Consider the following 12929-nt stretch of genomic DNA (forward strand, 5'->3'; position numbering starts at 1 on the left):
TGTTGAATAGCACAGTGTCGCCATTTGTCAGCTGGCGCTCAACAACAAATCCTTTGGAAAGTGTGTCTATGATTTCCTTTCTTGTGATTTCAGTTACCTGGAGCCTTTTGCCATCCGGCCTAATGACATACTCGGCGTGTGGGTATTCCGTCGACTCGACGTATTTTTTGCATTCCTCAAGGTTCCAGTCGGTCACCTTTACCGGCACTGTAAGCGCTTGCGCAACAAGGCGCGGGACACCGACTTCGTCAATGGAGATGTTTGGGTCAGGGGAAACAACAGTTCTTGCTGAGAAATTGACGCGTTTTCCGGAAAGATTGTACCTGAACCTTCCCTCCTTGCCCTTAAGCCTCTGCGAAAGGGTTTTCAGCGGCCTGCCTGAGCGGTGCCGTGCCGGGGGGATGTTCGAAGTCTCGTTGTTGAAGTATGTTGTGATGTGGTACTGGACAAGCTCCCATAAATCCTCTATGATAAGCTGGGGGGCGCCTGCATTGATATTTGCCTCAAGCCTCTGATTTATCCTCATTATGTCCACAAGCTTGTGCGTAAGGTCGTCTTCTGACCTGTCACCTGTCTCAAGGGTGATTGACGGGCGCACTGAAACAGGCGGGACAATCAGCGCAGTGAGGACCATCCACTCTGGCCTTGCAAACACAGGGTCAAAACCTAGCACCCTCAGGTCGTTGTTTGGTATTTCCTCAAGCCACTTTCGCACATCTGTTGGAAGAAGCATCGTTGAGCCGAGGAAAAAGGTGGTTGGCTTGAGCAGCTTGACCTCCTGGTTTTTCTCGTTGCAGTGCGGGCACTTGGTGGCTTTTTTTGTCTTGGATTTCACATCCGCCTCTGCCTCGTCTGACTCAAGAATTAATGAAAGTTCCTGCACCTGCTTTTCGGAAAGCAAAAGCCTCCTGCACTTTGAGCAGGTGGACTTGAGTATGTAGAGGATTGCCTTTGCAAACTCCGGGTGGATGACTGGCCTCACAAGCTCTATGTGCGCAAAGTGGCCCGGGCAGGAGCGAAGCTTGCCCCCGCAAGTCTTGCATTTTAGCCCCGGGTCAATGACTCCCATGCGCGGGTCCACAAGCCCGCCGTCAATCGGATAGGAGTCGTCATCGTATGTGTCCGGGACGGTTATTTTTGCCGAGGAAAATTTGCGTATCATCTCCGGGGAAAATATGGAGAACTTTATGTGGTCAATCATTTTTGAGACAATCATTCAATCACCGCTTGTTGCAAATGCTTTCCATAATTTTTTCGCTTCTTGCTTTGTTGCATTCATGCAAATCATGCTTCATGCCAGTCATGCGCCATGCCATATGCTTGAACCGAAATTGAAAAAAAATTTCAATGGCGCCTTCATGCAGGATTCCAACAGCCGACCCATGCAGCACCAGCTAGGATTTGTCCCTGAGCATCAGCCTTGGGAATATGCCAATCGATTTGATTTCGTCAAGTAGGAGCTTGAAGGCATAGCTCATCTCGACATTGTGCAGGCCGCTGTTTGAATCGCAAAGCGGGCAGTAGTCCCTGTTTTTCACATGGTCGTGAGTCGCGATTGAGCCGCACTTTTCGCACACAAGCTCGTAGGTCTTGTCAGACTCCTCAAGCATGCGCTCGCGCAAAAGCATCGAAGCCCCATAGCCGATAAGGCAATCGCGCTCCATTTCCCCGAACCTCAAGCCTCCATCCCTTGCCCTTCCTTCCGTAGGCTGGTGCGTCAGAAGCTGCACAGGCCCCCTTGAGCGCATGTGCATCTTGTTTGAGACCAGGTGATGCAGCTTTTGGTAGTAGATGACTCCGATGAATATCTTGCTTTTGATTTTCTGCCCTGAAAGCCCGTCGTAAAGGTATTCCTCTCCATATTCCTCAAAGCCGTACTGCTTCATGACTTTTGTGAAGTCCCCCTCCTTGTCGCCTGCAAACGCGGTTGCGTCTGCAAGGTTGCCGGAATAGCATGCCGCCTTGCCCCCAAGCATCTCAAGCAAGTGCCCTGCAGTCATGCGCGAGGGTATGGCGTGCGGGTTTATGATAAGGTCGGGAGTCACGCCGGAAGCCGTAAATGGCATGTCCTCCTGTGGCACGAGAAGCCCGATGACTCCTTTTTGTCCGTGCCTTGAGCAGAATTTGTCGCCAATTTCGGGGATTTTTATCGAGCGGACGCGGATTTTTGCAAGCTTGTGCCCGGAAAGGCTGTCTGAAACCAGAACTGAGTCCACAATGCCAGAGTCGCCGCTTTTTAGGGACAGAGAATTTTCCCTCTTTTTCTCCTCTGTGACGCCAAAGACTGAAACCTCCTCCAAAAACCTCGGGGGCGATGTTTTGCCAACAAGCACATCCTTGCTCTCAACTACCGCCTCGGCTGATATTATCCCGTCCTGGCCAAGGTGCCTGTACGATTTTTCCTCCCTGTAGCCTGAAGTTGTAGGCGGCGGTATTTCAAACTTGTCCTTTTGGCCGCCAGGATACTTCCTCTCTTCGGATTCGTATGTCTTGTAAAAGGCAGAGCGCCCAAGGCCCCGGTCAACCGCGCTTTTGTTCACGACCACCGCGTCTGCCATGTTGTAGCCGTAGTATGAAGTGATTGCAACAACGAAGTTTTGGCCTGCAGCCCTGTCTGAAAACTTCAAAATCCCATACGGCCTTGTCTGCGCAAGGGGCTGCTGCGGGTAGAAAAGAATGTGGCCCCTTGAATCCATCCTCAGGTTGAAGTTGGTTGCATAGGTGCCTAGCGACTGCTTTGCCATTGAGCATGCCATTGTAATACGGGGCGATGAATTGTACTCTGGGAATGGAAGGACTGAAACAGTCACTCCAGTAATTGAGACCGGGTCGATTTCAAGGTGCGTGTGGTCGGCCGTTATTTCCTGCTCCCTGACTGCGATAAGGGCGTTTTCCTCCTCCTCTGCATCAAGGTATTCAATGACGCCCATCTTCACAAGCTTGGACCAGTCTGTCGCGCCGGTTTTAAGCTCTTCAACAAGGGCTGAGGTAAGCTTGCTTTTTCCAGACTCAACAACTACATATGGTCTTCTTGCCCTTCCTGAGTCGCTATTGATAAAGATTTCATCGCTTTGGGAATTGTACGATATGTTTACTTCAGAGGAAATTGCCCCGTCGCGGCGAAGGGAGCGGAGATTGGAGGCAAGCTCCTTGCCGTTTTCATGGAAGCCTACAAGCCTTCCGTTCAGGAACACTGATGACTTTTGGCCTGGGGCCCGGGCTTTTTTCTTTGCCATTGAGTATCACCTTAGCAAGATTATGTTTTCTAGGTTTGGTTTCAAGGCGCAGGACAGCTTGTGTACGCGACTTATTTAGACTTGGATGTTGAGTTTTTTTAGGACTGAATCGACTTTTTCCTCAGACTCGCCTATTGAAAGCGAGCAGGTGAGCGAGAGGTTCTTGACAAGGGCGCACGAGGGGCCTTCCGGCGACTCGTTGGGGCAGATTTTTCCCCAGTGCGTGCCGTGCAAGTCGCGGGCCTTGAAGTGCGGGTGCTTCCTGGAAAGCGGCGAAATTATCCTTCTCAGGTGCGACACTGTCGCAAGATAGGATGTCCTGTCAAGCAGCTGCGAAACCCCTGTCTGGCCTGCTATCCAGTTGCCCGTGGCCATTGAATACCTTATGCGGTCAGTAAGCGCGTCAGGGCGCACAAGTGTCTGGACAATGAGCCTCCTGCCCCTTGCATCAGCCCTTCCTGACTGGTATGCCACATCCTTTACAAGGAACTGGAATGCATATCTGAACAGCTCTTCCATCAGGTCGCCAGTCAGCTTGATGCGCTTGTTTGCATAGTGGTCCTTGTCATCCTGCGTTAATTCACGGTAGGCAACTTTTATCGCCCTTTCCGCCATTTTGCACAAGTAGTATGCCTTTTTTATCCTTTCCTGAGGCGTTGTGCCTATATGTGGAAGAAGATACGTATCAACCAGGACCTCGCTTCGCTTCACGCGGTAATCCTCTGCCTGGCCTGGCGCGACTTTCTTGCCCAGGTACTCAATTGCTGTTTTGTAATTGTGCGTTGTGTCAGTTTCCAGGTTGAGAAGCATATCGCTTTGCACCTTCTTGTCCTGCGAAAAGGCATTTTGTATTTCCTTGTTTGACTCAAGACCAAGCACCCTAAGCGCGCTTGTGAAGGACAGATCCTTGGGGGCTGCAGGAAAGACAAGGCGAAGCGAGCCATCTGTTGTCCTCTCAACTGCGCAGCGGGCCCTAAAGCCAAAGCGGGTTGAAAAGACCTTTGATGTGATTATGGTTCCCTCCTTTTCCTTTGACACCATTATCCTGTTTGGGGCCAAATCCTCTATTGAGACAAGCACGCGCTCAGAGCCATTGATTATGAAGTATCCTCCAGGGTCTGACGTGTCCTCGCCGGCCTCCGCCAGTTCCTCCTCTGAAAGTCCTTCAAGGTGGCAAAGTTTTGAGCGGACCATGACAGGCAGCTCGCCTATGAACACTTCCGAATAGGACCTTTTTTCAACGCCGTTAAAAACAGGGAATATTTCAAGGAATATGGGGGCAGCATAAGTAAGGTTCCTAAGCCTTGCCTCCATAGGGTAGATTGGCCGCCTTGAGCCGTCGGCCTCTACAACCATGGGCTTTTCAACGCGTATTGTGCCAAGCTTTAGCTCAAAGCCCTCTATTGAAGGCTGGATTACGCCAACCCTGTCAATGACCGATTGTAGGCCTGAGTCAATGAACTTGTTGTATGAATCAAGGTGTTGCTTTACAAGGCTGTTTTCCTTAAAATAGCTTTCAAGAAGTTGCTTGACCATGTTCTCCCCTCGCATTTGATTCCAGAAGGCCGCAAGCCCGTTTCATGCCTTGTATGGCATTATCTGAGCGCCGATTTTCGAAGGCGCCAAATGCCATGGCTTGCGCTGGAAATGATAATTCCTGCTACGGCCTATTTGATTACGACCCGGTAATACGTGTTTTTTCCGGTGACATCTTCCCTGCTGATTTTTATAATGTCGCCAAGCGACGGCTCAAGGCCAAAAAGCTTGATGGCCTGGTCGTTGACATGTATTTTAGGAATGGAACTGATGCTGGTTTTTGAAAGAAGTTCTGATTTTTCCTGTGCGCCTAATAGTTCGTGCTTAGGGACAAGTTGGTGCAATATTTTCTCGTGTGCTTTTGCATCTGACAAAGTACCACCGCAAACAAAGCGCCAATTTCTTACCGCAAAAAGCTGCACAATCGCTAGGCCTTGGGCATTGTTTTTTGCTGCAGGGCAGCGTGTGCCCTGAGGTCAAATCAACTGCAGGCTTGGGGATTTATGCAAATTTAGGGTACATGGGCTAGGGAATATTCTAATTAGTGTGGCTTTAGATATAGTTAAAAGGATTTATAAACCTATCCTCGGAAGGCCAAAAACAGGAAAACTGAGGTTTGGTGGGCATGAAAGAAAGCAAAGGATATGGGAAAGATTGCAGTTTGTAGAAAGAGCTAAGAAGGAAAAAAGGGAAAAAAGGGGAAAGAAAAAGGAAGAAAAAGGAAGAAAAGTTGTGGTGGAGGACGCTTTCGCCTCGCGCCCAAATTCCACAGGGCTGCCTTGACTGTTTTATGCCAGTCACAATACTTCACACAACGCTACTTTTTCTTTTTCAATCCAGTAAAGACAAAGTAGCCCCCAACAATAACTACTGCCACAATGACATAAGGCAAGTATGCTTCAAGGCCCGAAGTTTGTAAACTTAGTTATTTGCTAAATCCAAAAAGTTAATGGATACCGTTAATAATTCCAGATTACCTATTGTAATTTATGAAAGTTAGAAATGATGGAAAGGGGGTTATTGTCCTTTGCATTTTATCACTTGTGGCACTTGCATTTGTTCCTGGCTGCACTGTGGCTGATGGAGATGGGAAAAACCGGGAAAGCGGAGAAAAGACCAGTTACAGGCACGCCACAGTCAGGATTAACAATTCCTTTGGGGACGTGCTTGCCGTTGACAGCGAAATAGCAGACAATGACTCAACCAGAGCAAGGGGACTGATGTTCAGGGAGAGGCTCGAGGATGGCAAGGGCATGCTGTTTGTCTTTGGACAGCAAGGCAACTGGGGCTTTTACATGAAAAACATGAAAATTCCCCTTGATATAATATATATTTCTTCAGGTTCCGTGCAGGATAAGGGAAAAGGCCCCAGGGTTTCCAAAATAAGGGAAAGCTTCCAGCCGTGCAGGCCAAAGACGGCGTGTGAAGTAGACTACTCAGGCGACGCGGTTTTGTATGCGCTTGAGGTTCCTGCTGGCTGGAGCAAGAAAAACAAAATTGAAACTGGGAACTTGGTTTACATTGACTTGGCTTAGGGGCTTGGTTGCAGGGTTTGAATATGGGACAGCGAGAATCTACAAAAAAAAGGCCGGACAGGGAGTTCAAGGTAGTCAAGCCGGAGCGCAAAATAGAAAGCGGCGTGTTTGACCGGGCCACCCTGCTTCTACTCTCCCGCATGGTCAACAAGAAGGTTTTCCAGACGGTTGATTTTCCAATTTCAACCGGCAAGGAGGCTGACGTTTTTCGGGCAACAAGGCTCAACGATGAGAACCTGGCGGTTAAGATTTTCAGGATAGAGACCTCCTCTTTTAGGAAGATGGAGGAGTATCTGCAGGGCGACCCCAGGTTTGGCGGCATTTCAAACAACAAGTTTGACATTGTGAATGCCTGGGCAAGAAAGGAATTCAAGAACCTGAAAATTTGCGAGCTTGCTGGGGTAAGGGCGCCCCGGCCAGTCATTTCCATGGGAAACGTTCTTGTAATGGAGTTTTTGGGTGAAAATGGGGTGCCGTTTTCAACCCTTGACAAGACAGGAAGCCTGCAGCCTGAGCAGGACCTGCAAATGCTTTTAGAGGATGTAAAAAAGCTTTACCAGGCAGGGCTTGTTCACTCTGACCTGTCCCAATATAATGTAATAATGGATGACAGGGGGCCTTACATGATTGACCTTGGGCAGGGAGTCGTGCTCAAGCACCCTCGCGCCGAGGATTTTTTGAGAAGGGACATAGGCAATCTCCTGAAATATTTTGAAAAGTATGGGATTGAGAGGGACTTGGAAGAAGTAATTAGCTTGGTTAAAGAGGGATAAGATGAGGATGGCTCTTTTGATATTGGCTGCATGCCTTGTGCTTGTAATTGGGTGCACTGACACGCCAAAACCGGACATGGGAGATTATAAGGAAGTAAGCAGGGAAACTTGGGACAGGGCACAAGCCGAATGCGGCTGGTGCATCGGGAATATTTCAGTTGATTACCCGATTGGGAAAAGCGTTACCAGTTCATTTAAGTGCGCAGGCATTAATAGCTACAATATTACAAGGAAAAGCGGCGACTTAATCCGCCTGGACAGGGACTATAAGACGCAACCCAAAAATTACGGCGTTGGCGACTTAACAGTTGGGAAATATTACGTGGTTGATTATTCAAAAGTCGATTATACCAAAGTAGATGTGCTTACATCTTTTTACAGCATTGAGAAGGACGGGCTTGTTTTAAAAAACTTTGGAGCCGACGTAAAATGCCTTTTGGAAAAGGGCATCATTGACTAGGCAGATTGCAAATCTAGGGGCTGACAAGCGCAGCGAGTTTCAGCACTCAAGACCGAAAAATCCGCAAGGATTTTTTGGGATTTGTCGCGCAAGCGACAAACGAGGGCTGACGAGCGCCAGCGAGTTTCAGCACTCAAGATCGTCATCATTGGCGTCTTTTTCAAGAAGCGTCAGAAAATCTAGTGCTCATCACAGGCATATTCCTACTCAAACATTTATATTGCTGCAGAATTACAAAGCAAGAGTATGGCAATTCAGCAGCTGCAGTATGCGGAATATGCAATAGCCTTTGTGACTATTTTCACCTTTGTCTTTCTAATTGTCGCATATTTAAACAACAGGGGCAGGATGAAAGAAGCTCTTGGGAAGCCAAAAAGGCTGCCAGAAGTCACGGTTCTTGTCCCAGCATACAACGAAGAGGAGTATCTTGCTGGAACTCTCAAGTCTTTGCTTGCCCTTGACTACCCAAAAAGCAAGCTGAAGATAGTTGTAATCAACGATGGCTCGACAGACGGAACAGGCAATGTTGCGGCAGGATTTGCAAGATTTGGGGTCGGAATCATCAGCAAGAAGAACAGCGGGAAGGCTGACAGCCTCAATGTTGGGCTTGGTAAAGTCAGGACAGAACTTGTGGCTACGATGGATGCCGACTCGTATGTTGCCCCTGATGCGCTTGCCAAAATTGTCGGGCACTTTGAGGACAGGCGAGTCGGGGCAGTAGCCTCCTGCGTCCTTGCAAAAAGCTCAGGCAACTTCCTTGGCGAGATTCAAAGGCTGGAATACATGTTCACGATTTTCACAAGAAGGATACTCGATTTTCTCAACTGCGTGACAGTCACGCCTGGGCCGTTTTCGGTTTTCAGGACAAGGGCCTTGAAAAAAATAGGCGGGTATGACCCAAAAAGCCTTGTTGAGGACCAGGAAGTAGCGCTTAACATGCAGCAGCATGGCTGGAAAATCAGGACTGCCCCGGAAGCAATGGTCTATTCTGAAACGCCAAAAACCTTTCAGGAACTTATGGGCCAGCGGGTCAGGTGGCAGAGGGGAGGGCTTTACAATGCCCTGAAATACAGGTTCCTTATCGGCCTTAAATGGGGCGACTTGGGCGTTGTGATAATGCCAAACACGCTTCTTGGCTACCTGTTTTTGACAATAGTGCCAATAATAGTCCTAATCAGCATCATGACAAGCTCGATTTACGCAAGCTACCTTGGATGGGAGGGGGTGAGGCTGAGCATCGGCCCGCTCCACATAATGGCAGCACTCATGCTGCTTGCAGGCTTTGCATGGCTGTATTATGGAATGAACGAGTTCTACGAAAATGAGAGGCTGTCGTTTCCAACCGTGGCAGTTTTTATCATCGCCTATCCGATACTCCTTTTCATCTTCTGGTTATTTGCCGCATATATGGAGGTAACAAAGCAGGCTAAAAGCTGGTAGAAAGTTTGCCAAGAAATCAAGAAATGCTAAGTTGGGGGAAAAGTCTTTCAACATCAATATGTTTTTATACGTGAAACTTCAAAGTTGGTCCCATGAGAAAAATCAGTTTCAATCTTATTGCGGCCTCGTTTTTCATAACAGCCCTGATATTCATTGCGGGCATATTTGTAGGCAAGGCGCTTGACAAGGGAACTGTGGATGAGTTTGGCCAAAGCGTGCTTTCGCTTACTGACAGAGTAAGTGCAAGCACCGCCATAATGCTGCTTGACAGCACTCCAGACATGTGCCCGCTTCTTGAAAGCGAGCAGGAGCAGATAGAAAACGATGTCAACCTGCTTGGCTACAAAATTTCCTTCCTCGAGGATACCAGAAACATTGCAGATGAAAAGCTTAAGGGAAAGTACATGAACTTGCAGCTTAATTCATACCTTCTTTCAAACAAAGTCAAGCAAATTTGCAGCCAAAACTTCACCTCCGTTGTGATGTTCTACTCAAGCAAGCAGTGCACCAAAGAGTGCAAGGAGCAGGAAACGGAGCTTTTTGAGATTAAAAAAAGCGGACCGCACTGGGTCAAGATTTACTCATTTGACGCAGGCATTGGAAGCGCAAGCGTGCAGGTGCTTGCAAACAAGTACAGGATAGAAAAATATCCGACCATTTTAATTGAGGACAAAAAATACGAAGGGCTTGTTGGCAGGGAAAAGCTTGAAAAGATAATTGGGGAGCTTCAATCCTAATAACTCTTGCCTTCTCCCCAATCCCCATAAAATAAATCAGCCGAATATTGCCCCAAAACCCTGCTGCGCGCTGCTGTCCTCTTCATCAATCACGTTTATTATTTTGGCCTTTTCCTCTTCTTTGGCAGGGACGGCTACTTCCTTTGCCTTTTCAACAAGCCTAGCGCACACCTCGTCAGAGCTTTGCGCATGCACGTAAAGCAATTTGGCATCAAGTCCCACCTGCGACCCTTCCTTAACCTTGTATCCAGCCCTTGCAAAGCTGTCCTTTGCGTATGGATCTGTCTCCAGAAGCGCAGTAAGGGCGGCTTTCTTTTCAATTGGGCATGACAGGACAATTCTCATTTTATCACCGTTGAGCTAAGTTTGGTTTAAGCTAAGTTTCAACTGAATTCCGCAGGCAGTCTTTCATGCAGCTGCGGGCAGCACAATAATCCTGCGCCTAGGAATAAAAGGCTTGGCTTGAAGGAAAACCCGGCAATGGCCTGGCATTAGGAAAGCGAAATGGAATAGTCAAAGGGCGCGGCTGATGTTATTGACATATTAGCAAAACCTTTGGAAGGGTTGCAGGACTTTAGGTAAAGGCCGGTGTTGCCAAACAGCTCTATTTGGTCCGAGATATTAAGCTCAACAAATTTTTCAGGCGGCTTTTGGACAAGGATTGTGGTGCCAGTTTCGGTTGACTTGTATATTTTCACAGTGTAGGACAGGGACATGTCAGGAACGCTAAACAGTATGCTTTTCCCGTCCCTGACTTGCTGGCATGGAGTTGTGTAGGGGTAAAAAGCGACCTTCGCCCATTTGAATTGATTTTCAAGGTCATAATTTGTCTGTACAAGGGTGAAATTTACATACCCGATTGAGCTGAGCCTGCCAACCACCCAGTCTCCTTGATAAAGCTCCATTATTCTTGCCCCTGCGCCCCTTGAATCCGAAACCTCGAAAACAGCAGATGTGTTTTTTGACACTGATTTTAGGACAACGCTTAAGCCCCTGTGGATGGCGGCCTGCTCAAGCCCTATTGCGTCTGCCGGGATGGATAGCGCGCTTCTGTTTTGGCATCTGTCATTGACGCAGGCAACACCGCCAAGGCAGCCGCAGGCAGTGCAGTTGTACCCTAAGGACAGAGAATCCTGGTTGCAGTACTTTCTGTCATAAGACCCCTCATCATAGTATAGCGAGCAGCCGGAGCCTTTAAGGCGCTCAATCTTGTTCCCGCCCCAGTCAATGATGCAATATGCCTTCTTGCACACGCCATTGATTGCAGCCTCGTCAAGATTCTTGCACACGCATGCACCGCCTTCCAGCTGCCCTCCAATGCACTTGGCTTCTGGAGCCACGCCTGCGCACTGGGAGGTCTGCTTTTGGAAGTGCTCGCACTGGTAGCCGGTGTCTTTTGAGCAAACATCAACCGTGCAATCGTCAAAGTCGTCGCAGTTTGCATCGCACGACTTGCACTGGCTCCTGTCTTGTGCGTATGACCCATCTGGGCAGGCAACTTTGCTGTTTGCGCCAGGGCAGTCCTCAAGGCTGCTTACCAAAACCCCATTGGGGCATTTGTAGACAATTTTGACATCCCCGTCTATTGAGTTTGCTGGTTGAGTTGAATTAAGTGGATTTATTTCAACGTTGCTTTTCTTTTGTTCAGGGCCTGTGCAGCCAAGAAGCAGGATAAGAAGAAACGCCAGGATAAGGGGCAATGCTGCGCCTGAAATGAGTTTTCCCACATTAGGGTTATTGCCCAAATATAATAATAAAGCTTGCAGGGGGATATTATGGATGCGCCCCCGTAGCTCAGAGGTAGAGCGTCTGTCTCGTAGAAGCTTTTTTGGGATGTTCATTTTCCGAAAGGAAAATGAATCATGCATGTCGCAAGCGACATGATGATGCCTAAAAAGCTTCACCAAAAAACTGGAGCAATTCACAAGCGACGTTGTTGGGTTGCCTAAAAAGCAACACCAAAAACTTAACCAAAAGAAAACGCTTGGATGAAACAAAAAAGTTAAACCAAAAAATTGATGCTAAAAAACATCATATTTGATTGGTTTATGTGGTTCGGGCAAACAGAAGGCCGTGGGTTCAATTCCCACCGGGGGCTAAGCATTCAAATAGCTTTATATTACTTTTTCAGCATATATCGGACATACGAAACAAGTTTGCATAACTTTTTCTGGAGATGGTTGAGATGAAAAAAACACTTATCGTAAGCTATACGCCGCGGGAAGAAAAATCCGCGACAAAGCAGCTGCAGGACTGTTTTGCAGGCCTTGCCGAGGGCAAAGCGCACGTTGAGGTGCTGGACATAGCACAAGCACCGCCAAGGGCTTTTGACAAAAAATCCATTGCAGCATATTACAAGAGGAACTACGGCGGGGAAAAACTAGGCCCTGCCGAGGCAAAGCATGTTGAGGAGTTTGACTTGCTGACTGCACAGTTCAAGTCCGCAGATTTCGTTGTTTTTGCATATCCCATGTACAACTTCTCGCTTCCAGCCGCAGTCAAGGCATACTTTGATGCCGTGATGCTCAAGGGGGAGACTTGGGACATGGACGCAAAGGGGTTCACTGGATTGTTAAAAGGCAAAAGGGGGCTTGTGATAACAACAAGTGGCGGGGCATACGGCAAGGAATTCGGAAACGATGCCTGGGACCACTCCGCGGCCCTTTCAAAGGTGCTTTTGGAATTCATGGGTTTTGAGGTTGACATTGTTGCTGCACAGGGGCTTATCATGATGGTCGGCAAGAAGGACGAGATACTCGATGGCGCAAAGGAAAAGCTAAGGGCGGTGGCGCAAAAATGGTACGGATAAAACAGAAATGCCAAAACCCCAGCCGCTATTAAACCTTTCTTGATACAAATATCTAATTAGTCAAGCCGACGTCCTCTTGTCCTGAGGACAAGGTCCCGCCAACTGTCAAAAACAGTTGTCGGTGGCGGTCTTCTTGTCTGATGACAAGGTACCCCCACGTCTTTAAGCTTTCTTAAAGCAATCAATAATCATCTGATATGCCGACGTGGCGGTCTTCTTGCCTGAGGACAAGGTCCCGCCACTATTTAATCGTTTCTTGGCAATAATACATTATCTATCTTTAAGCCGACGTGGCGGAATCCGGTAACGCGCTAGACTCGAGATCAAAATAAAACAAAATGTGTTTGGCTTGCAAACACGAAATCTAGTGCCCTTCACGGGCTTAGGAGTTCAAATCTCCTCG

Annotated in this window: 11 protein-coding genes and 1 pseudogene; 7 read left to right on the forward strand and 5 right to left on the reverse strand. The window is 48.1% G+C overall.

Annotated elements, in window-relative coordinates; all coding sequences use genetic code 11:
• From FJZ26_01285 to FJZ26_01295, 3 genes and pseudogenes are all read right to left on the reverse strand, one after another.
• The coding region (locus tag FJZ26_01285; protein ID MBM3229040.1) for a DNA-directed RNA polymerase subunit A' at positions 1-1216 on the reverse strand (1216 nt) is incomplete at its 3' end.
• A gap of 178 nt (positions 1217-1394) precedes the next feature.
• Positions 1395-4772: pseudogene (locus FJZ26_01290) on the reverse strand (DNA-directed RNA polymerase subunit B).
• Positions 4773-4903: 131 nt separating this feature from the next.
• Positions 4904-5197 (reverse strand): hypothetical protein, encoded by a 294-nt coding sequence (locus FJZ26_01295; protein ID MBM3229041.1) that lies wholly within the window; start codon positions 5195-5197, stop codon positions 4904-4906.
• A 121-nt stretch (positions 5198-5318) separates the two neighbouring features.
• Here FJZ26_01295 and FJZ26_01300 point away from each other — a divergent pair, with 121 nt between their 5' ends.
• The 6 genes from FJZ26_01300 to FJZ26_01325 all read left to right on the forward strand — a co-directional run bounded on the left by FJZ26_01300 (position 5319) and on the right by FJZ26_01325 (position 9717).
• Positions 5319-5555: a hypothetical protein gene (locus FJZ26_01300; protein MBM3229042.1), complete on the forward strand. Its 237-nt coding sequence runs from the start codon at positions 5319-5321 to the stop codon at positions 5553-5555.
• A gap of 206 nt (positions 5556-5761) precedes the next feature.
• On the forward strand, positions 5762-6307 hold the full coding sequence (locus FJZ26_01305; protein ID MBM3229043.1) for a DUF192 domain-containing protein: 546 nt from the start codon (positions 5762-5764) through the stop codon (positions 6305-6307).
• Between the two features lie 23 nt (positions 6308-6330).
• Positions 6331-7080, forward strand: a complete 750-nt coding sequence (locus tag FJZ26_01310; GenBank protein MBM3229044.1) for a serine protein kinase RIO — start codon at positions 6331-6333, stop codon at positions 7078-7080.
• Positions 7081-7087: 7 nt separating this feature from the next.
• The gene (locus FJZ26_01315; GenBank protein ID MBM3229045.1) at positions 7088-7540 is read left to right on the forward strand and encodes a hypothetical protein; all 453 of its coding nucleotides are present in this window, start codon (positions 7088-7090) and stop codon (positions 7538-7540) included.
• Positions 7541-7786: 246 nt separating this feature from the next.
• Positions 7787-8980, forward strand: coding sequence for a glycosyltransferase family 2 protein (locus FJZ26_01320; protein ID MBM3229046.1), 1194 nt, complete (start codon positions 7787-7789; stop codon positions 8978-8980).
• A 92-nt stretch (positions 8981-9072) separates the two neighbouring features.
• Complete coding sequence (locus FJZ26_01325; protein MBM3229047.1) at positions 9073-9717, forward strand: hypothetical protein; 645 nt, start codon at positions 9073-9075, stop codon at positions 9715-9717.
• Positions 9718-9753: 36 nt separating this feature from the next.
• On the opposite strand, the gene FJZ26_01330 is transcribed toward FJZ26_01325, so the two are convergent.
• Together FJZ26_01330 and FJZ26_01335 are read right to left on the reverse strand one after the other, a co-directional pair.
• A complete protein-coding gene (locus FJZ26_01330) occupies positions 9754-10062 on the reverse strand; it encodes a hypothetical protein (protein MBM3229048.1) in 309 nt (102 codons plus the stop codon).
• Between the two features lie 146 nt (positions 10063-10208).
• Complete coding sequence (locus FJZ26_01335; GenBank protein MBM3229049.1) at positions 10209-11444, reverse strand: hypothetical protein; 1236 nt, start codon at positions 11442-11444, stop codon at positions 10209-10211.
• Positions 11445-11893: 449 nt separating this feature from the next.
• On the opposite strand from FJZ26_01335, the gene FJZ26_01340 reads away from it, so the two are divergent.
• The gene (locus FJZ26_01340) at positions 11894-12526 is read left to right on the forward strand and encodes a hypothetical protein (protein ID MBM3229050.1); all 633 of its coding nucleotides are present in this window, start codon (positions 11894-11896) and stop codon (positions 12524-12526) included.
• Positions 12527-12929: the final 403 nt, after the last annotated feature.

It is taken from the genome of Candidatus Parvarchaeota archaeon (assembly GCA_016866895.1).
GTDB lineage: Archaea > Micrarchaeota > Micrarchaeia > Anstonellales > VGKX01 > VGKX01.

Bases quoted from the DNA above. Each gene is read 5' to 3' on its own strand.
- FJZ26_01340 (MBM3229050.1), top strand. From the start codon at position 11,894: ATGGTTGAGATGAAAAAAACACTTATCGTAAGCTATACGCCGCGGGAA.
- FJZ26_01320 (MBM3229046.1), top strand. From the start codon at position 7,787: ATGGCAATTCAGCAGCTGCAGTATGCGGAATATGCAATAGCCTTTGTG.
- FJZ26_01310 (MBM3229044.1), top strand. From the start codon at position 6,331: ATGGGACAGCGAGAATCTACAAAAAAAAGGCCGGACAGGGAGTTCAAG.
- FJZ26_01330 (MBM3229048.1), bottom strand. From the start codon at position 10,062: ATGAGAATTGTCCTGTCATGCCCAATTGAAAAGAAAGCCGCCCTTACT.
- FJZ26_01305 (MBM3229043.1), top strand. From the start codon at position 5,762: ATGAAAGTTAGAAATGATGGAAAGGGGGTTATTGTCCTTTGCATTTTA.
- FJZ26_01325 (MBM3229047.1), top strand. From the start codon at position 9,073: ATGAGAAAAATCAGTTTCAATCTTATTGCGGCCTCGTTTTTCATAACA.
- FJZ26_01315 (MBM3229045.1), top strand. From the start codon at position 7,088: ATGGCTCTTTTGATATTGGCTGCATGCCTTGTGCTTGTAATTGGGTGC.